The 25492-nt window shown below is 51.3% G+C and carries 18 protein-coding genes and 1 other RNA gene; 6 read left to right on the top strand and 13 right to left on the bottom strand.

Annotated elements, in window-relative coordinates; all coding sequences use genetic code 11:
* Window positions 1-158: 158 nt before the first annotated feature.
* The 10 genes from JMJ04_RS16900 to JMJ04_RS16855 form a co-directional block, all read right to left on the bottom strand.
* On the bottom strand, window positions 159-827 hold the full coding sequence (locus tag JMJ04_RS16900; RefSeq protein WP_201371622.1) for a response regulator: 669 nt from the start codon (window positions 825-827) through the stop codon (window positions 159-161).
* Window positions 828-2183: 1356 nt separating this feature from the next.
* Entirely contained in the window at window positions 2184-3248 is a 1065-nt protein-coding gene (locus JMJ04_RS16895) for a lysylphosphatidylglycerol synthase transmembrane domain-containing protein (protein WP_201371621.1), read from the bottom strand.
* A 42-nt stretch (window positions 3249-3290) separates the two neighbouring features.
* Window positions 3291-4280: an NAD-dependent epimerase/dehydratase family protein gene (locus JMJ04_RS16890; RefSeq protein ID WP_201371620.1), complete on the bottom strand. Its 990-nt coding sequence runs from the start codon at window positions 4278-4280 to the stop codon at window positions 3291-3293.
* A gap of 89 nt (window positions 4281-4369) precedes the next feature.
* Window positions 4370-5710, bottom strand: a complete 1341-nt coding sequence (locus JMJ04_RS16885) for a glycosyltransferase family 2 protein (protein WP_201371619.1) — start codon at window positions 5708-5710, stop codon at window positions 4370-4372.
* Between the two features lie 102 nt (window positions 5711-5812).
* Complete coding sequence (locus tag JMJ04_RS16880) at window positions 5813-7066, bottom strand: radical SAM protein (protein WP_201371618.1); 1254 nt, start codon at window positions 7064-7066, stop codon at window positions 5813-5815.
* A gap of 277 nt (window positions 7067-7343) precedes the next feature.
* A complete protein-coding gene (locus JMJ04_RS16875; RefSeq protein ID WP_201371617.1) occupies window positions 7344-8381 on the bottom strand; it encodes an NAD-dependent epimerase/dehydratase family protein in 1038 nt (345 codons plus the stop codon).
* Window positions 8382-8436: 55 nt separating this feature from the next.
* Entirely contained in the window at window positions 8437-9474 is a 1038-nt protein-coding gene (locus tag JMJ04_RS16870) for an NAD-dependent epimerase/dehydratase family protein (protein WP_201371616.1), read from the bottom strand.
* Between the two features lie 95 nt (window positions 9475-9569).
* Entirely contained in the window at window positions 9570-10742 is a 1173-nt protein-coding gene (locus JMJ04_RS16865) for a DUF362 domain-containing protein (RefSeq protein ID WP_201371615.1), read from the bottom strand.
* A gap of 211 nt (window positions 10743-10953) precedes the next feature.
* Window positions 10954-11538: a DUF4352 domain-containing protein gene (locus tag JMJ04_RS16860; protein ID WP_201371614.1), complete on the bottom strand. Its 585-nt coding sequence runs from the start codon at window positions 11536-11538 to the stop codon at window positions 10954-10956.
* An 86-nt stretch (window positions 11539-11624) separates the two neighbouring features.
* Complete coding sequence (locus JMJ04_RS16855) at window positions 11625-14078, bottom strand: virginiamycin B lyase family protein (RefSeq protein ID WP_201371613.1); 2454 nt, start codon at window positions 14076-14078, stop codon at window positions 11625-11627.
* A 469-nt stretch (window positions 14079-14547) separates the two neighbouring features.
* Between JMJ04_RS16855 and JMJ04_RS16850 the strand changes: the two genes are divergently transcribed.
* The 3 genes from JMJ04_RS16850 (at window position 14548) to JMJ04_RS16840 (ending at window position 20261) form a co-directional block, all read left to right on the top strand.
* Entirely contained in the window at window positions 14548-18651 is a 4104-nt protein-coding gene (locus JMJ04_RS16850) for a glycosyltransferase (protein ID WP_201371612.1), read from the top strand.
* A gap of 12 nt (window positions 18652-18663) precedes the next feature.
* Entirely contained in the window at window positions 18664-19860 is a 1197-nt protein-coding gene (locus JMJ04_RS16845) for a glycosyltransferase family 39 protein (protein WP_201371611.1), read from the top strand.
* A 62-nt stretch (window positions 19861-19922) separates the two neighbouring features.
* On the top strand, window positions 19923-20261 hold the full coding sequence (locus tag JMJ04_RS16840; protein ID WP_236038049.1) for a hypothetical protein: 339 nt from the start codon (window positions 19923-19925) through the stop codon (window positions 20259-20261).
* Window positions 20262-20449: 188 nt separating this feature from the next.
* Here JMJ04_RS16840 and JMJ04_RS16835 read toward each other — a convergent pair whose 3' ends face one another.
* Both JMJ04_RS16835 and JMJ04_RS16830 read right to left on the bottom strand, forming a co-directional pair.
* Window positions 20450-20830, bottom strand: coding sequence for a YbjQ family protein (locus JMJ04_RS16835; protein ID WP_201371609.1), 381 nt, complete (start codon window positions 20828-20830; stop codon window positions 20450-20452).
* A gap of 122 nt (window positions 20831-20952) precedes the next feature.
* On the bottom strand, window positions 20953-21843 hold the full coding sequence (locus JMJ04_RS16830; RefSeq protein WP_201371608.1) for a cytochrome c oxidase assembly protein: 891 nt from the start codon (window positions 21841-21843) through the stop codon (window positions 20953-20955).
* Between the two features lie 158 nt (window positions 21844-22001).
* Between JMJ04_RS16830 and JMJ04_RS16825 the strand changes: the two genes are divergently transcribed.
* Both JMJ04_RS16825 and JMJ04_RS16820 read left to right on the top strand, forming a co-directional pair.
* The gene (locus JMJ04_RS16825) at window positions 22002-23150 is read left to right on the top strand and encodes a glycerate kinase (RefSeq protein ID WP_201371607.1); all 1149 of its coding nucleotides are present in this window, start codon (window positions 22002-22004) and stop codon (window positions 23148-23150) included.
* Between the two features lie 287 nt (window positions 23151-23437).
* Window positions 23438-23638, top strand: coding sequence for a hypothetical protein (locus JMJ04_RS16820; protein ID WP_201371606.1), 201 nt, complete (start codon window positions 23438-23440; stop codon window positions 23636-23638).
* A 180-nt stretch (window positions 23639-23818) separates the two neighbouring features.
* Here the strand turns inward: JMJ04_RS16820 and rnpB are convergent.
* Window positions 23819-24228: RNase P RNA component class A (gene rnpB, locus JMJ04_RS16815), an RNA gene on the bottom strand.
* A 432-nt stretch (window positions 24229-24660) separates the two neighbouring features.
* Between rnpB and rnc the strand changes: the two genes are divergently transcribed.
* On the top strand, window positions 24661-25344 hold the full coding sequence (gene rnc, locus JMJ04_RS16810) for a ribonuclease III (protein WP_007905931.1): 684 nt from the start codon (window positions 24661-24663) through the stop codon (window positions 25342-25344).
* Window positions 25345-25492 lie beyond the last annotated feature (148 nt).

The raw sequence follows: 25492 nt of genomic DNA, 5'->3' as shown, positions 1-25492 counted from the left end.
AGAAATGCTGCAGATCTGCCTGGCTCTCCCCCACTTTGCGTAATGCTGAGGTGAGGACATAAGGCTCGCAACAGTAAACATGTGGTGAAAACACTTTATGTACGCGCGACTCTTACGTATGATAGAGCTTTCACGGAAAATGCGGGTGGGCCTTTGCTTTAGATCAGACCCTGGCGCATCGCCTCCGCGACAGCGTGAGCACGATCAGTAACTTGCAATTTCCGGTAAATGTCCTGCATTTTCCGTTTCACTTGAACCTCGCTCCAGAAATGCTGCTGGCCAATTTCTTTATTGGTATACCCTTTAGAGACTAGATGAATAAGTTCGATCTCTATGGAGCTTAGTCCTCGACTCAGGCGATTCTGCTCTTTGGCGAGCCGATGAAATTCAACTATGATCTGCGTCACAGCCTGTGATTTACCAACAACACGTTCACCGCTTTGTATGGCAAGCAAGGCTTCTCGCATATCATCGATTGATAATGTTTTTTGCAAATAGCCGTGGACGCCAATACTCAGGGCTTCAAACAACCGTTTCTCGTCATTAGGACCAGCGAATAAGACGATTCGAGCATTTGAAGGTTTTCTCAATAATTGTTTGGCTATATCTAATCCATTCGTGGTTTCCATGGAGATATCAATCAAAACAATATCGGGCGCTAATTCTGCTACTAGTTCGAGCGCGGCCTTCCCATTTTCCGTCTCTCCTACTATTTCAAAGTCGTTTTTGTCGTTGAGCATTTTCTGTATGCCTTGACGCAAAATTATATGATCAGCGACAACTACCAAACGAACAGATACCTTCTTGTAGATCGAGTTCGTTTCCATATGCACGTACCTGCCTCGCACTTGGATATCACTGTACTACTTGTACCACTGCCTCTGGTCTATTTCGCATCCTGAGGAAACAGAGTCACAAAGGCAGACAAAAACGGGAAACAAAAACAAAATCTAATGTTCCATAAGCGTCTGGTAATGGAGATCCAGTTCTTTCTGAGGATTTGCGGAACACTCCACAAAACATAGTGGTCGCTTCGGTGCGTACTCAACCTGAGACAAAAAGCAATCAGTCGTGCGTCCAAAATTATCTCTGAGGTTAATGTGCCCCCCTGGCACCAGGCTTATGATAAGTGTGCATCACATGTGCTTTATCCCTAAACTTGGACACTGTTTAGGAGACAAGTTTCAAGGCACTCAGCTATCTACAATGCTTCAAACCTCAGTAGGCAGTCGAGAATTGAGCGCTAAGCGAAACCCTTTTCGGCACGTATACGAGATCGAGAAAGCGCGCAATATGAGTCCTAGTATCCTCCAAGTCCTCATATTCATGCAGATAGACTTCCTCCTCTTTGAGGGGTCCATGTAAAGAGATCAATGTAGGCAGGCATTTTCAGTTGATCTCCCACATGCTGCTATAACTGATTCGTATCCGTGCTTCTGCAACAACGAGGCTAACCGGGTTACCGCATATTGCATGCCCTGATCCAGGCGGCGGATCTCCGGGCGACGCTGCTGGAAAGCGCGCTTTGTTGGCATTCCCTCTAGTTCGTGGATCGGCAAAGACCTGGGGAGCTCGTTCTCAAATTATATCACGCCAATGATACACCAGATTGGAAGCCACTTCATATTCTCGGCAAATCTAGATCAAGGACCATTGCCCTTTGAACAGTTGTAGCACGATCCTCATTTTCAGGATTGCATCGTACTACTTGCACTTGCTTTTGCACCTACTTATACCAGCAATTTAGCATCTCTGCCTTGAATTCTGGCTAATGTTATTTTTGCCGTGAAACTATTATCACTATATCACATCCATTTAAATGTTTCCATATTCCGGGTTATATTATGGTGCACCTTTGGTGCATATTTGGTGGCGTCTACACTGGGGTTGATTTGGTATCCTTTTCGGCTTATTTGCCTTCGAGATGAGGTTGGCAACTGCCTATATGAGAAACGCTCGTAGAAAGAATTTTGGCAACCGATGATTGGGAAGGAAGGTCACACGTGATTCTAGTGAAAAGAGCAGGGCAATTGCAGCTTCATTTTATGAGAGATGAGATTGCCCTGGTGAAAAGCGGAATGGTGTACGCTCAGACTTTGATTGGGGGAGTTTCATTGTTTCCTCATCCTCCTCATCAAGGATATTTTCCATGGTGCTGCGTAGGTGTTCTCTTTGAAAACGCCTTAAGAGATAGTTGGTGAGGAGGCCTGTGAGATATCTTGGGAGTCATTTTGGGGACGCATTTTCAAGGCGGCAGAAATGGTCAGGCCCAGGCTTTTCAGACAGACCAGACCGGAGACACACATGAGCACAGCGGACCAGGGGTGAGAAACAAGAAACATGGCCGTCACCTTGTCAGCGGGGAAATGGAGGAGTCCGGTAAAGACCAGCAGGCCCACAATTTCGTTGCTGCCAACACGGCCAGGTGTAGTTGGAAGGATGAAGGACATATTGAAGACGGTATAGCCGAAGATGGCAGCCCCAAACGACATTGGCAGGCCAATGGCCCAGAAGACAAACATGGCAAAGAGGCCATCACAAATTACCGCCACACAGGTCAGAGAGATTGCGGGGAGAAAGATCCTGGGGCGACTGGCGGCAACAATCAATGAGTCGACCAGGTTGGTTGCGAAGGCCTCGATCTTGCTGGAAAATTTTCTGGGAAGCAAGCCTAAAGTGGCATGGAGCAGCTTGATAGCAGTTGCACGCTTCCAGATAGTCAGGCCGACAAAAGCAACCAGGCCGACAAAGACGCCAGCGACGGTGCCCATGATTACCCAGAGTTTGAGATCCATTTGCAGACCGAGGAATGGCACGATGATCATAATAATCAGTGCAGGCAACAGGTCCAGGGATCGATCCACGGTGACCGAAGGCAGCGAACTACTCACAGGGATATTGTGTGTGCGCTTGAGAATGAGCGAGCGCGCCAGTTCGCCACTTCCAGTCACCAGCAGGAAGTTGATAAAAGTACTCACCAGGACCAGGCGCACAGCCGTGCTAGTTTTCACCTGGTCATTCGGATTCAGGAAGAGTTTCCAACGCGCGCCGCGAATGGCGAAGGCCAGGATGAAGAAGGCGCCTGAGAGGAGAGTGAAGGTTATGCCGGCGGGGGTCATAATATGCTGCTGAACCAGGTAGAGGCTCGAAGCCAGATTGACAAAGCGAGAAATTGGCAATAATAAGGCGACGCCTATCAAGAGACCAATAATAACTTTGACAGCAGGAGAGTTTAGCGCACGTTTCATGCCTATCTACTTTCTCATTATGCAAACAAGATAACATAATGTTTAGCTTGCTAAAAGACCGTGTTTTTCATACCAGGCAGCAGTTTGTTTCAGACCTTCTTCGAGTTCCACTCTGGGGGAGTATCCCAACTCGGCCCTGGCCCGGCTGATGTCATAGACGCGGCTGTTCGTCAGGAACTCGACTCGGCTGCGCGTCAGGGGAGCTTTCTCTCCTTGCAAACCAGGAGTAATAGCGAAGATGTCTGAGGCCAGCCTAGCCAGCCAGAGCGGAATACTTCCCCCAGGCAGGTTGCGATCCATCGACTTTGCTATCGCGGTCGCCAGCTGGTGCATGCTCACAACCTGGTTACCAGCGATATTGTAGGCCTGCCCGAGTGACTTTTCGGATTCGGCGCTTAGCAAAAAAGCGGAGACCATGTCATCGATATAGACTGGATGAAGGCACGATTTCCCGCCAGCAATTACACGAAAAAAACCTTTTTGAATAGTGCGAAAAAAACCGAGCAGGTGGAGATCGCCAGGACCGTAGACCAGCCCCGGCCGAACGACGCTGACCGGCAATCCTTGCTCCTGAAAAACTTTAAGCGCCAGCTGCTCTCCCTCCAGTTTTGTACGCTCATAGGGATTGGTAGGCGCAAAAGGAGCATCTTCAGCCGCAGGTGTTGGCCCGGTGACACCGTGGACGCCGGTAGTGCTGACATGAACAATCTTTCGTAGGCTTGACTGGCTCTGGCATGCGTTGAGTAATGTGCGTGTGCCTTCGACATGCGTCTGATAATAGAGCGCTGCCGGAGTCGCGGGATGATAGAGTCGACCAGCAAGGTGATAAAGTGTATCAACGCCTCCAACCGCCAGCTGCACCTGTCTGGCGTTGGTAATGTCCCCTGATATGATTTCCACCTTCTCGCCAAATTGCTCACGCGCTTTCCTGGAATCGCGAACGAGCACGCGCACTTTTTGCTGGCGCTTGATCAATTCGACCACCAATGCGCTGCCTAAGAAGCCGGTGGCCCCTGTCACCAGGATCGTCATACGGTACTCCTTACTTTCTGCTCACAAGCTGCTACAAGCGCTTCGAAGATCGCCTTCATGCCTTTTGTTTCTTCTACTTTTCTATTTATTTAGAGAATCGTTTCGCCCACACCCGTAGCAATTCGTGTCTCGGTTACCAGCGGGCTTGTTATGGTTATATTGTTGTGTTTCCCCTTAAATGTCAGAGAGCTATACACGGCCATCATCTTGACCTTTCGTCCGTGTGTACTAATGCGCACAGGCGTGCTTTGTACGATTTCTTGGATCTGCCTGGAGATCTCTTCCACTTCACTTTGTTCAGCCCGGATAATGGCGGTCAGGATACCAGCTTCGCTGATCGAAAGGGCAAGTTTGCCGACGGAGTGTACCTGGCTGCGGAGCACAGGAAAGAGTTTGCGTACCGCCTCTGTGGCATCGCGGTCATTGCTATCAGGATTCAGGAGGTTACCTTCAGGGTCATCTAGAATGAAGCGAAAGATAATCACACTCACAACGTCACTCAAGCGTCGCAACATGCGTTTATCTGCATCCAGGTCCTTGGTGGATTCCACCATTTGCCAGATATGATGCTCCCGCTTGTGCAGGTAGTCGTAGTAACCTTGCAGACGAGCCATGCCTTCGAGACATATTGTTCCCAGCGTCCAGAGCATCTGTTTGGGACCGCTCCTCGTAAAATCGCGATGCCGCAGCAACTCGCGGAAGATCGAGGCGGTTTTCATGGTCGAAGCTTCGTAATGCTGCTGATCGCGCACCTGCAAATGACCCGCGTAAATGCGGCGGCGCTGTTTTAGAAAATCGTACATATTTAGCGGACCCTTGTTATAGACAACACAACCAGGCTCGTAGATCGTCTTATACCCAAGCTGAGAAATGAGCGCCTGTATCGATATTTCGTCAACAGCACTACCGGTTGGAATGCCCGAAATGACGTTTCTGAAGGCGATTACTTCGCCCAACTTCGGCTGGATTCGCGCCATGCGATCGTGCAGACGCCAGAGCAGATGGACGGCATGGCCCATAAAAGTCTCCTGGTCATTTACCGGGACTGGGCGACCTCCAACCATGCCGATAGTCGTGTCTCTGAGTGGTGCGCAGAGGTTATTCAATGCGCCATCAGCTGGAATAACATCTGCTCCTATTAGAATGACTATTTTACATTTTGCCTGTTTGAGAAATAGATTGATCGCAGAAGCCTTGCCTTCACGTTTTTCCTGAATACACAAGTGTACGCGTGGCTCTGTGCGGGCAATTTCCATGACAATCGGTATAGTACGGTCGGTGCATCCACTGGCCACAACAATGATTTCTTTGATGTGCAGGGCTGGACCTTGCTGCGCCAGAACCAGATTGATAGTGTGGGCGATATTGGCCTCTTCGTTGTAAGCCATGATACCGACACTACAACTGCACACGTCCTCATCTTGTTTCATGCCAGCAGTTTCGTCATTTTGGAATACATACTGGTCTTGCATGATTCAGCCTCTAAATCTCACTATTCATCCTCAAAAAGACACGATATAATAGCGTTCTCGCTAATCATTGGCACACCCATCCTGTACGTCAGTGGCGTTTAGCATCGGCAGGCTACGTGGAGCGCGATGGCCGTTGCCGTTGCTGCTGACTGCCACGGCTGTATCGGTAGCACTGAGCACTGGCAGGCTGCGTCGTTTGCTGGAAGATCTACCAGGGAGCCTTTCGGCGACAATCTCTTTGCCGACCTGTGTGGCCACGCCGGCCAGAGTAGGAGTATGGCAGACCATATTGGTATAGGCTGCGTTAGCTAGAGGGCAATGGCATTCACCAGCTTTAATGCTCTGGCGCAACTCATTGGCCTTGCTGGTCATCCAGGCCGAGCGGAAATCATAGTTGTGTTCGCGCAGGTTGCCAACCGACTCCGCACGGATACAGCAGGTCCAGACATCACCGTTCGGGGCAATCTGCGCGGATGCCACACCAGCCATGCAGGGAATGATCTGGCGCTGCTCAACCAGAGTGCGTTTCACCATATCGTAATAGCGGTCCCGGAAGGCCTGCGTTATCTTGGAGACGCCGCTGAACTCAGCATTACGAATGCCCTGCTGCAAGCGCTCGATCACCGGCTGATACTTCTCGATCGGAGGGGTAATGCCCATGCCTACTGTGTCCAGTTCAACGCGCTCTTCCGCGATTTCGCTGATGAACGAATCGGGCTTGAGCTCGTCGCGCACAAATGAATAGATATTTTCAAATTCATGCACATTAAAGTTTGAGATAACCGTATGAACGCCCAGCGTGAAGTTTTTATAGCGCCCCTTCAAGTTCTTCAGACCTGCATATGTGCGCATGGCCCGCTCAAAGTTTCCTTTGACACCTCGGATGATGTCATGCTTTTCGCCCACGCCATCCAGGGACAGGTTAATAATTACTTCGCTAGTTGGCGCAGCCAGCAAGACCTGTTCGATGCGACCAGGGATGATACTGTCCTGAATGCCGTTAGTTGGGATATTAATGATGCCGGGCCGACAATGGCGATAGGCCGAGGCTACCATATCTGGCAGATCTTTGCGCAGGGTTGGTTCACCACCGCTGAACGTAAACCAGTAGGCATCTCTGCCAATTGATGCGAATGTTTTTTCATATTCTTCCAGCGTGAAATCATCATTCGGTCTTTGCCAAACATTACATGTTTTACAGCGTGAATTGCAGCGGTAGCTGACGCTGATAGTATAGTTCATAGGAAGCGCCAGCGGCTTTCCAAGTGCATACGATGCTTGCATCTTTGCTATTTTAGGCAATACTTCGAGCATATTTTTCTCCCTGTTAAACTGGTCAAATTCCTTGTTTGCCTCTATCCACGACAATCTAGAGCAAGCCAGCGGCTTCTGTAATCAGTTATTTGCAGACCCCACCCTATGCTCAACCCGCGCATTCAACAAAACACAGGTTAGATAAAAAGATTTTCAGCGACGATTTTGTCTCTCACTCTCGTAGTGTATTAAAACCTGGGGAAGAAGACTAGCGACAAAGGTATCGCATCAAGCGTACTATCGTATCTTGAGTTTTCCTACATGCTTACTGTGAGTTTCAAGTTCCAGACGAAACAGCTTCGTTTTGTCTGGTCGTGCGACTTTCCCGGTTCAAATACCAGGCGACTCCTTCAGCTACACCACGTTTTACATCGAATTCGGGATTATAACCTAATTCCTGCCGCGCCCGGTCAATAGAAAATCGCTGATCCCCGCCTAAGAGGGTAATCCCATAGGTGGAAACTGGCGGTGGTGTTTGCCTCTGAGGGTCTTTGACTTTCCAGATTGTTTCGGCAATCCTGCCCGCCAAATACGCGGCTGAATAAGGATATTGACGCGTGAGATGAGGCACATGGAGTTCATCGGCAATGAGGTTCAAGTAATCCTCCTGTGTTACCCGCTGATCATTGGCGATGGTATATGCTCGTCCAACGGCATGATTACCAGCGTCTCCGGCTTTGATCAGGCCTTGAGCCACATCACGTACATACACGACAGGTACAATATTTCTTCCATTACCTAGAATGAAGCCTTTGCCGGATTCGACGAGCTTGACGAAACGACCAAAGCTGGCTGTATCACGCGGCCCGTAGATCCACGCGGGACGTATAATCACGACGGGCGCACCGTGCTCTTTGACGCGCTGGAAGATCAGGTGCTCACTGGAGATTTTGGTGCGGCTATAGGGGTTGTCCTCGGCGTGATAGGGGTTGTCCTCGGTGATAACGCCGCGCAGATGATGGCCATACACAGTAATTGAGCTGGTATGCACAATGCGTTGTACCCCAGCCTCCATAGCGGCTGCAATCAGGTCAAGCACGCCCCGGACATTGACTGCCTCGTAGGCTGCTTCGGGCCCCCACGGGCCCGTTTTAGCTGCCACGTGATAGACGCGCTGTATTCCCTGGACAGCACATTTGAGGGAGGTACGATCCGTCAAATCGCCCTGAATGACCTCAACACCGGAGAGGGTCTGCAAAAATGTTGGGTCCTGACCATGCTGAATAAACGCGCGCACTTCATCGCCACGTTCGACCAGCATTTCCACGAGATGACCGCCGAGAAAACCAGCTGCTCCTGTTACGAGTGCTTTCATATGTACTCTTTCCGCTTTCTTAAGAATAGATACGGATCTCTCCAGACAGGGACACTTAGTTTCTGGCTCCTCCCAGCGGAGCATACTGGCTGGCCTGTGTGACCAGCGGCTGATCCATACCGCCTGAGTTGAACCATGCCGCTGCCAGTTTCAGACCGTCGCGTAGCGGGACCGCCGGTTCGTAGCCTAGCTCGCGGCGGGCCTTCTCGACGCTATGTTTGTTATCCGAGCCGAACATCAACGCGCCTAAACGGGTCACGATCGGTTTGGTGCCAGTGATCTTAGCGATGATTTCCGCGCCCATGCTGCCGTAATAGATGGGGAGATAGGGCAGGCGCCGTGTCGGATGTGGCACATCGACATCATCCGCGATGGCATTGAAGATCTCCAACTGAGTCATGGGATGATCATTGGTAATGTTATAAATATTACCAGGAGCGTTCTTGTGATAGGTGGCCAGGAGAAACCCCTGCACAATATCGGTGACGTAGCAGAAAGGCAGCGCGTTGTTGCCGCGTCCAATGATCACGCCTTTGCCAGCTTTGACCCGTTGCGCCATGCGCCCATAATGCAAGCGGTCACCGGGTCCAAAGAATGTGCCGGGGCGCAGAATAACCGTCTCTACCTTGCTATCCTGCTGCAAGCGTTGAAGCAAGCGATCGCCTTCCGCTTTGGTGATCCCGTAAGGATCAGGATCGGGTTTCAGCGGATCTTCTTCTGTCATAAAGCGTCCGTGGCCGAGCCCGTAGACCGTATGTGAGCTCGTATGAACGAAACGACGCACACCCTCGGCTTGGGCGACGCGATAGAGATTTTCGGTGCCCATCACGTTCACCAGGCGATAATCCGCCAGAGGACGATTCACGCCCATCATACCCGCGAGGTGGATAATAACCTCGACGTCCTTCACAGCAGGAGTCAGGGTACTGGCATCCGTCACATCGCCGCGTACTACCTCAACGCCTTGTGCTTCCAACTTCGAGACATTTTCCACCGGCAGCACCAGCGCGCGAATCTGCTCACCCCGCTGCTGGAGCGATTGCACCAGATGTCCTCCCAACAAGCCTGTTGCACCGGTCATTAGAATTTTCATTTCATTTCTCCCACTCTTGTAAAGCATCCACAAGTTGATTGCGTGTATACTTTGATTTGTAAAGTTCATAGTTGTCTGAAGTTTACTGATATAACTCAGGCTTTTCTGAGTCCCGAATAGCCTTTGACGCTGATCGCGTCCTCGGGGCAGGCCTCAAAACACAGCAGGCAGCGTTGGCAGGTCTTGTAGTTCACCTTCAATGTTTGGAGATTGATCACATTCGGGAGTGGACAGGCTTCGACGCATTTGCCGCAGTGGGTACAGTTGTCAACTTTGATTTGCGGGCGATTGCCAACCAGGCCTGTGCCATAGAGAGTTGTGCAGAAATGCTTTCCGCGCTCCGTGATCCAGGTATATGGATAGTCCAGGGGATACATCAGCCAGAATATAAAGCGGTAGAGTTGCTTTTGCTCTGGCAAGCGGAACTGCTTGATCAGCCCTGGATCTTCTCCTACCACGCGCCACTCAGGCATGCCCATCTGCTTCAGAGCTAGCCTCAAGTGAGGGATCAAGCCCGGCTGAATGCCCACGAGTTTGCAGCAGGCCAGGTCGACGGCCAGGCTATTATGTCCGGCTACCAGGACTTGCAAATCGGCCTTATCGCCATAGAGCGGCCCCTCGCCATCCTGTCCAACACTGCCATCGACAATGATCAGATCGGGCTTGATGCCGAGGTTCATATCGACAATCGACTGATCGATGCCAAAGGTATGCATGGCGCGCCGGTCGGGACGGGGCAGGATGCCCATTGAATTTTTCATACTCAGGGTCATGGCCGAAACAACGTGGGTTTTGAGCACTGGTAGATTAATAAAGCAGGCGTCTTGCATAAACTTAGGGATATGGAAGCGGCGCAGACGTTTGGCGCCAGCAGGATGAAGAGTCAGCCAATCCTGTTCACCTCCCTCGGGATCTACACGCGCAATGCGGATGCCGTTCTCTGTACAGAATTTCTCCACTCCCAGGATAGTGTAAGTCGCCTCGCGATCAAACTCGGTCCCAGGGGTTTCACAGAGCACTGGTTCAGCTCCGCAGGCACGTACCTCTTCAGCAACTGCCTTGAGGAGGGCAAAGCTGGTAGTAGAACCCGTTTCAGCGGATCGACCAGCCACAAAATTGGGTTTGAGAATCGCCATATGAGCATCTTTAACCACAGAAGCCATACCACCTGCCTGAGCGATAACGCGGTGAGCCGCCTCCTCAATGCCATCAAAAGTGCGAGTAATTGCGATGGTATCAGTAACTGTATGGGGTTGTGTTGCTACCATAATCAGGTATTCTCTTTCTTTATATTATTCACAAACACAGGCGGGCTATCAGTGGCCGAAATAAATGAGGCTCAAATAGAGATCCCAATATTTCCCTTTCCCGCAGTTTTTACTGGCCATCTGAACAAGAAGGTAACAAAAGAACCGCTTTCTTCTCAACGAGCAATGGTATCTGGAAGAGATACGAACGTATCATTTTTGCGAGAAGCCATCAAGTGACGGTTAAAGGGACAATCACCGTCTCCTGCGCAACTTCAGGACGATAGAGCAAATTCAATCCCGTAGCGGCTGCTGTAGGCAATTGAAACACAATCGAACCAGTAGCAGTTGTGTGAACAGCGACCGAGCCGTAAAAGGTATCAGTGCTGTTGTATTGGTATGAGAAAATATCTCCTTCGAGTCCGATTAACTGGAAGAAAGCGGGCAGATTCTGTATCTCTTTCTCGCTCGCGTTCATTATGGCAAGATCCAGTTTGACGAACGTGGAATTCGCATTCGCGCTTTTCTGTTTACTCACTTTATAAATGATCAGGGTGCGATCGCCCAAGACGACCTCCTGACTTCCTTTCGGACCTCCAGACACTGGCGACGGAGTAGCAATCACTTGCGCCCCCTGTCCTGGTTTGCCACTACTGCTTTTGGGTGTCACCAACAGCGGCGTTTTCGTTGCTCCAGCGTTCGCAGAGCTTGAACTCTGAGCGGAGGCACCGTTGTCTCCACCAGAGTTGCAGGCAGCCAGCGCCAAAAGTGCAATGATACAGAGTCCACTCAAGATAAACCGTCTGACAACCATCATTTTCCCTTTCTCCAAGCCATCTTATTCTGTTTGGGCACGAAGAACGTGGGCTCGCATCCTTCGTACCCAAACAGAAAGGAAGAACCCTAATCCTGCTTCGCTACAAAAGAAGTCACCATCAGCGTGCCGCTCTGGGTAAGCGCACGCAGACCAGAGAAACCAGAAGTCAGGCTACTGTCGGTCACCGTTGCCATCCAACTGCTCGGCTCGCTACCGAATGAGGCCCAGACGTTGGCGCTCAGGGTTGTGCCAACAGCGCGGAAGTGGATGGTATACAGCGTACCAGCGGTGGCCGTGAAAGGAACGCTGGCCAGGAGCGTGGTTACACCAGCGATTTTTTTCTGGATGATCAGTTGGGAACCATCGATATAGGCCTTGTACCAGTTATTTCCATCGGTCCAGCGCAGGACACTGCCAAAGTTGCTATTGCTAAAGGCACTGAGCGAGCCAGTCAGGTACACCTCTGCGTTGGTCTCGCTCGCCCCGAGAACCGCGCTGTAGGAATTGCTGCCAGTATTAGTGACGAGGCCAGCGTTCCCGGAGATGGAAAAGGCGTTCTGCGCATTCGCGTCGCCACCCCAGGTTTGCCCATCTGACGCCGTCCCCCAAAGGCTCTGATTCGTACGCTGGAAGGTATCCGTTGCCACCGTCGTGCCAGGTGTCGAGGTTGGCGTCGGCGTAAATGTTGGCGTAGCGCTTGGAGTTACTCCGACCGTGGCCGTAGGCGTTGGTGCTGGTGTCGAGGTTGGCGTTGGGGTTGTGCTGGAGGGCGCATTGGCGGTGAACGAAGTCACCATCAGCGTGCCGCTCTGGGTAAGCGCACGCAGACCAGAGAAACCAGAAGTCAGGCTACTGTCGGTCACCGTTGCCATCCAACTGCTCGGCTCGCTACCGAATGAGGCCCAGACGTTGGCGCTCAGGGTTGTGCCAACAGCGCGGAAGTGGATGGTATACAGCGTACCAGCGGTGGCCGTGAAAGGAACGCTGGCCAGGAGCGTGGTTACACCAGCGATTTTTTTCTGGATGATCAGTTGGGAACCATCGATATAGGCCTTGTACCAGTTATTTCCATCGGTCCAGCGCAGGACACTGCCAAAGTTGCTATTGCTAAAGGCACTGAGCGAGCCAGTCAGGTACACCTCTGCGTTGGTCTCGCTCGCCCCGAGAACCGCGCTGTAGGAATTGCTGCCAGTATTAGTGACGAGGCCAGCGTTCCCGGAGATGGAAAAGGCGTTCTGCGCATTCGCGTCGCCACCCCAGGTTTGCCCATCCGACGCCGTCCCCCAGAGGCCCTGATTCGCACGCTGGAAGGTGTCTCTCGCCTGGGTAGTCCAGGATGTAGGCATACTGGTTGGCGTGGGTGTAGATGTGCTTGTTGCGGTTGCTGTAGGCGTGCTAGTCGGCGTGGGAGTGGGAGTCGATGAGCCAGTTGAAGGGATAGCGAGATAGAGTGTATTCGCAAACTCTGCTGTAAACCAGGCTCTATTCTGGGAGTCGACTCTCAGGCCATCGTGGGGATGACTGCCGGGAGCGGCGTAGTAGAGAGAGAACGCTCCCCCACTCAGCGGCATGTAGCCGTACTGGTTGAGTATAGAATCATCGATCCAGACATCGCCCAGTGTATCAGTACTGACCCCAGAGGTATGCGACGAGCACCCATTGCAATGGGGATAAAAGTATTCAGTCACACCGTTATTTGTGCCAGGCAGAGCGGAGACAAGATTTAACCTGCCAACACCACCGACCCACCCTTCAGACCACCATGGGTTGCCATTTGGATCGATGGTGATCAAATGAGGTGTCAGGCCAGTACCAGATGTAGCAGTGTTGCGGATTTTATATTCCAGCAATGTTCCGCCAGCGGTGTATTCTCCAATCAAGGCAACAGAATCCGCATTTTCAGTAAACCAGACATTATTGGAATTATCCACCGTAATGCCATATGGCTGGCTATTGGTAGCAGGGGTAGCAATCTCCTGAAAGGCCTGAGTTGTAGGATTAAACGAGCCAATTTTGTAGCCATAATGTTCGGCAAACCAGATTTTGCCTTTTGAATCCGATGCGATCCCCCATGGGCCTGAGCCAGCTGTTGGCACAGCCCATTGGGCTACACTGGTAGTTGAAGGAATATACTCCCCGATCGTGTTGGTCACCGGCATACTGAACCAGACATTGTCAGATGGATCGGCCGTAATAAAAAGCGGTTGACCGTATCCTGTGGGCAGCGTGACCACCGAGACCCAACTCATTGTAGAGGGATCAAAGAGCGCGATTTTGCCGGGGGCGGATGTGCTGGAACAGGTTGAGCCAATATCACAACCTGGCAACGCCACCCAGATGCGCCCTTTGCTATCGAATGCTGTTCCCCAGGGATCATTGCCGGGAGTGCTATAGGTCTTCAGGCTACTAATGCCTGCGATCTGTGAGGCCTGTGCATATACGTGCAATGTTGCTTCAAGTGCGAAAAGCAGGTTACTTGCGAACGTTATGAGGGCAACACAAAAGGCCAGAAGCTTCTTTGGATCGGACTTTTGCTTCATAAACAACTCATCTCCTCTTCGTCAATGATGAGCAATTAGAAAATACATATGATGATAAAGAGAGTGTAAGTAAAGAGAATTTGTAGAAACCACTGAACGAATATATGGCTATGGCTCTAAAAATTCTATAAAGTAAGGGTAATGGTACATATTTACCTGACCAAATGCAAATTTTGACTGAGATTTCCCTCGGGGTAATGGTACAGATAAGCACAATAGAGGATGGCTTTTCGTGCAGCCTATAGAGCCAATTTGTGAGCATCGATATCTAAAAAAATCCTGCGTTTTAGCGAAGGCTTTTCAGGAGATGAAAAATCAAAGATACGATAGAGCCCTTTTCTGATACTTTCGCAGCTTATCCTTACCTCAACATTTTCACTATACTCCAGTCGAAGGGATCGTTGTAGACTCCTCACCAGTACTGTCGCCCTCCTTTTCTTTCTGGCATTTCAAAAAAGTGGAGCTTTACATGACGATTGATAGCCATGATGAACACACAATAGCGAGCCGAAAATTATTAGATGAGATAGAAGAATCTAAGAACACAACTCCGAGTAATAGTATGTATAGCAGTCAAAACATTCAAATGGAGCCACAGAGTGACAGCGACCCTCATTTACACGTCAATAGTTCAGCAAAATATGACCTGAGTATCATAATCCCGACCAGGAACGAGCGGGACAACGTCGTCCCTTTGCTCTCAACTCTGGAGCAAGTACTGGATAATGTGAGCGTTGAGGTGATTTTTGTTGACGATAGCGATGATGATACGCCACAGATAATTAGGAACGCAGCAGAAGCAATGAATTCGCTTCGGCTGTTTATCCAGTTGGAGCATCGTTTACCTGGGCCAGCACGCTCGGGAGGTCTGGCAACTGCAGTGGTAGAGGGTTTGTACTTAGCAAAGGCCGAATATATTACAGTGCTTGACGCAGATTTCCAGCATCCACCGGAGCTATTGCGCACTTTTTACGAGGAAGCGGTGGCCCAGCAGGTGGACCTGGTGTTGGCGAGCCGATATATAAAAGGCGGGAGCAGTGGAGGTCTGAATGGGTTCAGTCGCCTCTTCTTTTCGCTTGGGCTCAAGTGGCTGGCCAAAAGTCTGTTTCCCGAGCAGCTTTCTCGCATCTCTGACCCGTTAGGCGGCTGTTTCCTGCTCAAACGATCTATTCTTCAAAAGGTGATCTTGCGCCCTATCGGTTATAAAATTTTGTTGGAGATTCTGCTGCGCTGTCCCTGGCAACATCTAGTTGAGGTTCCCTACCATTTTCAGCAGCGCAAACATGGACAGAGCAAGGCAGATTTGCGTCAGGGACTCATGACTTTAAAGCACATGGCACGCCTTTTTCGCGAGGTTCCAGCTGCCGGGCGTATCTGGAAGATCAGCGCATTGGTCCTATGCAACATTCTGGTCATGGCGGTACTCTATATCCTCTATCCCATAGTGTTCGGTTTCTGGGAGCCATTCACGCTGCCTATTTTAGGGGGGGTCGAACCGTGGGTACCTTTTAGCCTTACTGTTTTTGCGCTTGTGGCTTTGTTCAATTTCTTTTTGTTAAACCGAGCGATTTATCCTTTTTCTCAGGTGGAGCAGGATTCGTCTTCTGCTTTGACGTCCATAGACCAGGTTTTAAACGCGCTCGTTTCTCCACCGACAGAAGAGGCGTTGCTGAGCACCAAAAAACTAAATCATGTTCGTATGTCTGTGGACCAGTTGAAAACGCTGCCGATGCCAGTCGTGGCAACCTTACCTGCACTTCTGCCTGAGACGCCCACAGTACCGCTTAAAACTCTTGCACGCAAACCTCGATCAGCGCGGCAGCGTGTCAACAGGATCGTCAGGCTGAACAGGGTGTTTATGATGATCTCGTTTCTGCTGGTACTGATGGCATTAGGAGTAGTGGGATATATGGCGCTTGATATGACGGCATATACGATTCCCAATGTCTGGGTAGTACTGGCAACAATGACTTTGGGTGCGTGTATTATAACAGCCAATACGCGCAAAAAAATAGATCTGCACAAGGTGATTACTATGCTGCTTGGAATATCCATGGCAATCACCTTTATGGATTATATGAGCTGGCGTGTTGAGGTCATTAACTGGACGGGCTGGTGGTTGGCGCTGCCACTCTTGTTTGCGGAATTCCTGGGTGCGCTGCATACGTTGGGCTTGCAGTTTACGTTCTGGCCTCGTGCTCAGCCTAAATTAAACTACGCGGTCAATCCGACCCATGCCCCGATTTTCATCTTTATCCCCACTGTCAACGAAGGAGTGACTATCCTTGAACCAACAATCCGAGGAGCGCTCTCAGCTCGCGAGAACTATCTTTCGCACTATCCCTGGGGTGAGGTAACCATTGTCATCTGCAACGATGGCTATGTCGCACAAATACCAGATTGGCAAACAGTTGAAGAACTGGCCGCTAGAATGGGCGTGGTGTGCGTGACTCGTAAGACGCCCGGAGGGGCCAAAGCTGGAAATATAGAAAATGCTCGTCAGCTTGTTGGAGCTACCGGCAATGCGTTGGTTGTGATCTTTGACGCCGACCAGGTAGCTACGGAAGATTTCCTGCTCAAAACGGTACCAAATCTGGCCGATCCAAAGGTTGGATGGGTGCAGACTGGCCAATATTATCGCAATCTGGATAACCCAGTAACCCGCTGGGCTGACGATCAGCAGTCTCTGTTTTATAACCTACTCTGTCCCGGGAAAGCTACCTGGAACTCGGCCTTTATCTGCGGCACCAATGTGGTGATTCGCGGGCAGGCGTTGGATGAAATCGGCGGCCTTCCCCAGGATTCTGTGACGGAAGATTTTGCTGCTTCGATTACGCTCCATCAGCGCTGGCGTAGCGTCTATGTGTCTGATGTACTAGCAACTGGACTGGGGCCAATGGATCTATCAGAGTATCTGAAACAGCAGCGCCGCTGGGCGACAGGTACGATCGGGGTCCTACGTACGCACTGGCGAGATCTCTTCTTGCCAAAAAAGAATGGTTTGCAAATCGGCCAGCGTTTGCAATACTTTCTGGCCTGCACGCATTACTTATGTGGCTTACGCGACCTGCTCTACCTGCTCTGCCCTATCCTCTTCATTTTTACGGGCGTACCAGCTGTTCAGGGCTCGACCTTAAACTCCTTTCTGCTGCATTTCTTGCCCTATTTCCTGGTCAGTGCTGCGACGATCTGGTATGCTGGCCGTGGAATCACGGGTATCCGAGGCATAATCATAGGCTTTGGAAGCTTCCCAGTTTTGATCGAGAGCCTGATGACAGTCATCTTTCGACGTAAGGTCGGTTTCGCCGTCACCTCGAAGAAACGCTCGAGCAAAGCGAGCAGGTATCTCTGGGTGTACATCTTTTTCATTGTACTTTGCCTGGCTGCGCTGGCTTATTCTTCGCAAGCCAAGGCAAAAGTCTACACCGCACTGTTCATCAGCTTGATGTGGGTCACCTATACACTGATCATGTTGTTCAGTTTCCTCGCGCTTTATCTCCTGGATTGGCGAAAACACAGGGCTGAACGCAGGGCGACGGGATCTGCTCAATCCGAGCAATTTTCCTATACTGCTCGTGTCCCTCAACGCGCGCGCGGCCTGCGTTCGCTACGCAATGCAGTAGTTTCGGTTGGTCTAGCTAGCTTGCTCTTACTTACGGGCACATATCACTGGATGGGAGCGCCATCACGGGCTTATCCGCTTGTCCTGCCAGCTGGGAGCGCACCCTATTTCGGGCTAGACCTGCCATTTTCTCTCTTAAAGACGCGTCCAACCGCAGCAGAGAAAGAACTGAAGGCCAACTTTGCAATCATCGGGCGTACTCAGAGCGTGACCGATAAATTCGATTTTTCTTGGGCCAACAATCTAGCCGCACATCACGCTATTCCCTGGGTTACGCTCCAGTTCGGGCGATTTCAGGCCAATGGCAGACCCACTAACGATGCTGGCTTACTATCCATTAGTCATGGCTTGCACGACAACGACCTTACTCGCTGGGCTCTGGACATCCGCGCGTACAATAAGCCGGTTTTGATTACCATTTTGCTCCAAGTTGATCGCAACTGGGCACTCACCTCGGCCGTCGCCAACGGTAGTATCCCGCAGGATGTGGCTCCCGCCTGGCTACATACTGTGTCTCTTTTCAAACAACTTGGGACGAACAACGTTTCTTGGCTCTGGGAGCCAGCTGATCCGTTGAATGATCAAATTTATGAGCCACCTTTGGGCTCCATCAGTGCTGTTGTGCTCGACCTGATTCACTATCCTGGGACTGACTGGGGTGATCCAGAGACACTTGTACAAGAGGCGGGCCTGCACTTTCCCGGCAAACCGATTATCCTGAAGGTGAGCGCCTCTGGACGGGCCGACCAGAAATCAACCTGGCTCTCTGAGATCGGCGTTACCGCGATGACAAATCACGTGGTATATGCATTGATCTACCACGATGCTTCTCCCGCCCTTAAGCCGAACCAGGCTCTAGATAAGCAATGGTCGATAACCTCAGATCCCAACTCGCTTGCTGTGATGAGCCAGCTTGCATCTCAACTCCAACAGCGATATGCGGGAGTATAGGAGTCTCAATATATGGCAGTAATATCAACATCAACAACAAAAGCAATAACCAGAAGTATTACAAGAAAAAAGCCCTGGACTCTTTCCCCTCCGACCGCCTGGCCACTGTTTCTCATCCTGGCTACGCAAGCCATTGTTTCGCTGGCGACGTTACACAACACGGCTTTCCAGGACGAGGGCCTTTACATCTATGCGGGGCAGCAACTTTTCCGTTACTGGATGGGTGGCCCGGCTCCGCTTGAGAACTATGCCTTTTACTTCTCAGGTTATCCATGGGTCTATCCAGTTATCGGAGGGATATTAGATAAGGTCGGTGGGCTGGAATTAGCTCGGGCGTATAGCCTCTTCTGTATGATGGGCGTGAACACGATCGTCTACTTTTGCACAAAAAAAATTTTTCAGCGCCCGGCGGCGATCTTTGCTTCGGCTGCCTACGCCTCTTTGGGGACCGTTCTCTATCTCAGTCGTCTGGCAACGTTTGATGCCATGTGCCTTTTCTTAATCGCCCTGGGGACTGGTCTGGCCATTAAAATAGGTACGAGCCGTCATAGCTGGCTGGCACTACTCATCGGGCCATTGCTGATGCTCTCAATTCTAACCAAATACGCTGCCATGCTCTTTTCGCTACCAGTGCTGGGTGTTCTCGTCTTCACTAGCCTGGCCTTTCTGGGCTGGTGGCGGATGATCCTGCGCCTGGTTCTGGCACTGATTTCTCTGGCTGGCAGCATGGTGACAACTTATTACTTTGTGGATAAATCGGCTTTTCACGCCATCTCTGGCACAACTACCAACCGAGTTGCTGAGATTATCAAGCCACGCCTCGAGTTGTTTTTACATGCGCTCCAGATGGGGGGTCTTGTCTGGGCAGCCGCGCTGGTTGCACTAGTGCTTATCTTCCGGATGGATAAGCGGTTTCGTCTGACAGCTCTCTTGCTCTTTGGTTCGTCCTGGCTAGTGCCAGCGTATCATATCTACGAGCAAGAAGGTGTTTCATTCGATAAGCATCTTGCCTTTGGTCTATTCTTTGCCGCGCCTCTGGCAGGATTTGCCCTAGCCTGGATATCAGGTCACGTACAGCATTCTTTTTCTTTTGCTCGGGTCAAGGGTCGTCACTGGCTCGTAGGCTTATCAGTGATCCTGCTCATCTTTATGTTAGGCTCGCAGCAGTCCCAGACCATTTATACTCAGTGGGCTCATACAGGGGGTTAAGCAGAGAACTGCACACCCAGATCCGTGATGGAGGTGGACGCCTGTTGGCTGAGGATATTGAAGTGTCTCGCTACGATGCGAAAGATATTACAGAGCCCTGGCAATGGAACGGCGTCAACTACTTTTATTACGCTCCTCCCGGTGCTCAGCCTCTCCTCGGTGATCCAGCGCTAACGCAGGCGATCAAAGATCGCTATTTCGCGGTTATCGAACTCAGTTTTAACTACTATCCGTATGAGGCAACTTTCATTGCAAAACAGATGATCGCGACCAGAAATTATGATCTGATCGCAACGATCCCATTCTGGAACTCGTTTGGCATGGGTCATTTCTATCTCTGGCGTAGCGCGGCGGTACCGGGACACGGGAACTTTACCAAACTTTCACAAGTAGTTATCTGACCTGGAACCTGGCCTCAAGCCGCTCAACCAGCAGGATATCGCGCTGCTCAAGAGCATCAAGCCGGGACCAACTATCTGCAGCACTTTGCACGCTAGATAGATGGTGCGCATAAACGAGAGCCCCTCCAAGTATTGCTTCTCGAAGGGGCTCTCGTTTATGGCCTTCACTATTTCTCTCAACCAGCATATTACCCCTGGTCCTGGGATACTACCACTACCGCTGTGCCATAGCACAGCACCTCGGTTACCCCCTGCGTAATCTCGGTCGCGTCATAGCGCACCCCAATAATCGCGTTGGCCCCAACCTGTTGTGCATGCTGAATCATCAATTCATAGGCATCGTTTCGCGTCTCCTCGCAAAGCTCCGTATATAATGAAATGTTTCCACCAACTAACTGCTGAAAGGAGGCGCCAACGGTGCCTATTACGCTACGCGAGCGAACAATGATACCACGTACAATCCCAAGTGTACGCACGATGCGATGATTGGGGAGTTCGAAACCTGTTGTCACATAATGGTGAATATTTATGTCTTGCGCCGATGACTGGCTGGCTGGGTCCTGGTACATGCAAATCCTCCACGAAAATAGGGGGACACACTCATGATCTCAAGGGAATCTCCTGTGTCCTCCATACATACGCAGGCAACGGTAGGCATGTTGCAAATACAGCTGTCATTTTCGTCACGCCCTTACTCCGCTAGGCGTGACGAGCTATGCGCCACGTCTTCGGCCTCGTCCTCCTCCCACTCTTCTACGTATTCATACTCTTCCTCTTCGGCCTGGCGTTGCAAGTCCCGCTCGCGCGCGCGCTGCTCAATCGTCTTAAGCCAGCGGATAAAGAGCGGCGACATCACAATTAAGTCGACAATGCCTGGGATAAGCAAGATCGAGCCGCCTACAGCCTGGTCTGAAAAGGGCGAGAGTCCAAGCTGATAGGGGATGATATAGTGAGAGTAGATTGGGACCTCGGTCACCACCAGGAGAAAGGCCAGGATATCGACTGGCTGCCCATCCAGGAAGACGTACAACATCTGCATAGGCAGGCTTAAAGCACGCTGGCCCACCATGGGGCCAATGAGGGGCCACCAGTTTAAGAACGAGGCCACAAAAACCAGGGTCAACCAGCCATGATAAACCCCAGCACTGGTCACGCTCCTGCTATATAAGAGCGGCGTATGCCATAATAAGAAGATCAGGTTGAAGAGAATCGAAGCCGTTAGCGGGCGCAAGAGAACCCGCGCCAGCACGCGCATAGGAGGCAATGCGAACAGGAGACGCAACATCTCTTCGGGGCAGGCCGCCATAAAAAGCGGCGAGCAGAGAGTGATCAAGATCACCACCTGGGTCATATGCACCGAGAAGAGCTGCGTACGCGCGATAGCATCTATGGGCGAAAAGAACGCTCCGATTGAACAGGCCAATGCCAGCACAAAAAAGATGATATGGCGCGCCTTCACCGGAGAGGCGTGCGCTTCAGATAAAGAGAGACGTCGTAGGCGTACCACGCCCACAACGTAGAATATCGTGAGAAGAAGCAGAATACAGAGAGCAGGAATGTTCCAGGACCATGCTTGCACCATTATGAGAAATCTCCAGAAAGCTAACATCTAGCAACAGAACGACGTGTCTGCACCACCTCGTAGTATAGTGCAGACATATAGTGCATGCAAATTCTGGGAACACATTCCCCAGTTCTCACGCAACGAGCCGAGGTAGGCACTAGAGGAGAAAGAAAATAATGCATATTGTAATCGCACCACAGTCCCTTAAAGGGAGCCTGAGCGCTATTGAGGCCGGGCAAGCCATTGCAGAAGGCGCGCAAACCATCTATCCCCAGGCCAGCATCGAGATTATTCCCATCGCGGACGGTGGCGAGGGCACAGCCCAGGCGCTGGCCGATGCAACGGGTGGCCGCATCATAGAGCGCACTGTGACTGGTCCACTGGGTGCTCCGGTCAAGGCCTTTTACGCGTTACTGGGCGATGGGGAGACTGCGGTAATAGAGATGGCCGCCAGCGCGGGCCTGCCCCTGGTTGCGGCAGAGGCACGCGATCCACGCATCACGACAACCTATGGTGTGGGGGAGCTGGTTCGTGCAGCCCTCGATGCGGGTTGCCGCCATTTTATTATTGGTCTGGGGGGAAGCGCCACCAACGATGGAGGTGCGGGCATGCTTCAGGCCCTGGGCGTGCGCTTACTGGATAGGCAAGGACAAGAGCTTCCTTATGGCGGAGCTGCACTTCGGCGGCTACATCATATTGATATTGAGAACCTGGATGCGCGCCTACAGGAATGTACCTTTGATGTGGCCTGTGATGTCACCAATCCCCTCTGTGGGCCAGAGGGGGCCTCAGCGATCTATGGTCCACAGAAGGGTGCCGATCCCGCCATGGTTGAGGAACTTGACGACGCGTTAGCACACTATGCGGAGATCATTGAGCGTGATCTATGCATCAGAGTAAAGGATTTACCTGGCGCGGGCGCAGCCGGCGGCATGGGCGCGGGGCTGGTCGCCTTCTTGAAGGCGCGTTTGCGTCCAGGGGCACAGATTGTCCTGGAGGCGGTCGCTTTAGAGCAGCATCTCCCCACTGCGAATCTTGTCATCTCCGCCGAAGGACGCCTTGATGGACAAACAGCATACGGAAAAAGCGTAGGTGCGGTCGCCCAACTGGCGAAACGCTATCATCTCCCAGTGCTTGTCCTGGCAGGTGGTCTGGGCGAAAATTATCAAGAGGTCTATCAGCTTGGCATAGACGGCCTGATACTTATTCCTGATGGCCCCATGACGCTTGAATATGCGATGCAGCATGCCTATAAGCTGGCACGGGAGGCGACTGAACGCGCCCTCCGCCTCTTCCGAACCGCTCAAGAATCCGCGAAAAAATAATACCAGGAACGGATCTCAAAATTGCTATTACAAATTGCTATTACTAAATTACTGGTTTGTGGACGTCTTATTACAAGAAAGCAAAATCGTGGTACAATGAGGTATCCCTCGTATACGTACACATTTTCTAGTTGTATTGTTCTTTTTATTACCATTAGCCTCACTAAGTTCCACTTATCTCTCGATGAGGTCGACGAAATGTAATATGAACAGAGAGGCCGATGCCAACCAGGAATGTTCGCCATCGTAGTTTGTCCCATTGTCCTTATTGATTGAGGGAGCATGTTATGCCAGAACAGTCCTACACCACACGTGCTTCGGATATTCAGCGTCTATTGTCTGCCGGTTTCAGTGAAGCCGAGGCCCGTAAGCTCCTCTTCATGCGTGAGCATGTTGATGAGCAGATTGAGTACCGCGAGATGCTTGAAGAGAGTCGGCGCCTCAACTTTATTCGCTGGTTACTCGAACACAACCGTATGAGTCGCTAAAGGTCTGGTTACGATCAGGGCGCGGCTTTTCATCATAAATTTGCTTCCTTCTTATTCCGAAACCCAACGTCACTCTCGTGACTAGCGCTCTGCGCTCAGGATTTCGGATACGTAGTTCCTAGAACGCAAAGAAAGGCAGCGGAGACATGATCTCCGCTGCCTTCTTGTTTTGTGCGTGTGGAGTTGAGAGAAGCCATAAGCCGAATTCTGTTCCCGCGCAACCTCTCGATTACACGGGTGGCAATCATCTATCTGGGACACTGATTACTCAGCATCTCAAGCAACCAACCCGAGGGTTGACAGACGAGCCGCCTGCTAGCCTCCTCGACGTGCGAGGAAGCTATCCCCTCTGCTCGGTCTTGCTCCGGATGGGGTTTGCCCAGCCAGCCGATCACTCGGCTGCTGGTGAGCTCTTACCTCACCATTTCGCCCTTACCTGTGCCCTCACATATGCGCTGAGCACAGGCGGTATGTTTCTGTTGCACTTTCCTTAAGGTCACCCCCACTGGCCGTTAGCCAGCATCCCGCTCTGTGGAGTTCGGACTTTCCTCGCATAGCTGTATGCTACACGCGATTGCCAGGCTTCCTCAAATCCACCGTCGTACAGAGTACCATATCTCTCCTGGATCGTCCAGAGGGCAATAATATGCACAAAGCCTTCCGCTTCTCACCCCTTACCCCTGAGTGCCGCAGGCGCCTGCGGCACCCCTGTGAAAGAGAAATTTCCCGTGCAATCGAGAATGGCAATATCAGTCATATACAAACAGGTGGATACAAAGCTCTTTTGAGAAGGCAAAGAAGCCTTACTACAAGCATAGTTAAGATGACGACCATGGAGTAGAGTGCCCTGAACAGCATTGCGAACTGGCACAAAACGCGCTAAAATGTCAGCGGTGAATAACTTATTATATAGGGGACCTGGATATCGTTGTCCCTGGTCCCCAAAGTTTCATTCTGGCACATCGTCGCGATACTGATACAAAAGTGCATGATGAGGCTCAAGTGTTGCTAGAGGTATATGAATGCACGAAGAATTGGAAGCTATTCTCGATATACAATTTCATAATCCCAATCTGCTCACCCTTGCCCTCACCCACCGCTCCTATATTTATGAGGCAGCGGGTGAAGGGAGAAGCTCAAATGAACGCCTGGAGTTTCTGGGAGACTCCATTCTCGCTCTCATTAGCGCGGACTTTCTCTACCGCACATTTCCCGACCTGGCGGAGGGCGAATTGACCGATGCCCGTGCAGTCCTGGTGCGCACCGAGACGCTGGCGAACTTTGCGCGTGACATTAACCTGAGCAATTTCCTGCTTATGGGCAAAGGGGAGCAACATAGCGGTGGAGGTCAACGTGTCCTTGCCTCAGCGTTTGAGGCCCTACTAGGCGCGATTTATCTCGATCAGGGATTGGATGCAGTGCAGACATTCCTCCTCAAACGCCTTGAACCTCTGGCTCACACTATCGTCAGGAATCGCCTCTTTAAGGATAACAAGTCGCTCTTTCAAGAACTTGCGCAGGCTCATGACGGTATTACCCCATCCTACCGTCTTGTCAATCAGGAAGGTCCTTCCCACAACCGCGAGTTTACTATCGAGGTACTCCTTGGTGAACAGGTCGCGGGACGAGGCCAGGGGCGCAATAAACAATCTGCGGAACAAGAGGCCGCACGCCAGGCTTTACTCAGCCGGGGATGGATCTCATAGCGAAGTAACCAGTTAGTCCGTTACCCATCCAGGGCGCAATGAAGCGCAGAGGTACGTGCTATGTCCCGTCCGTCGCCGGACAGAGATCTTATTCCGAAACCCAACCCCCATTCGGGGGCGTAGCGTCACTGGCGTGTCCAGCGCTTCC

Origin of the sequence: Ktedonobacter robiniae (assembly GCF_016587375.1) — a bacterium.
GTDB lineage: Bacteria > Chloroflexota > Ktedonobacteria > Ktedonobacterales > Ktedonobacteraceae > Ktedonobacter > Ktedonobacter robiniae.
The sequence above is the reverse complement of the archived record's forward strand: the minus strand, read 5'-3'. Positions and strand labels throughout refer to the sequence as shown.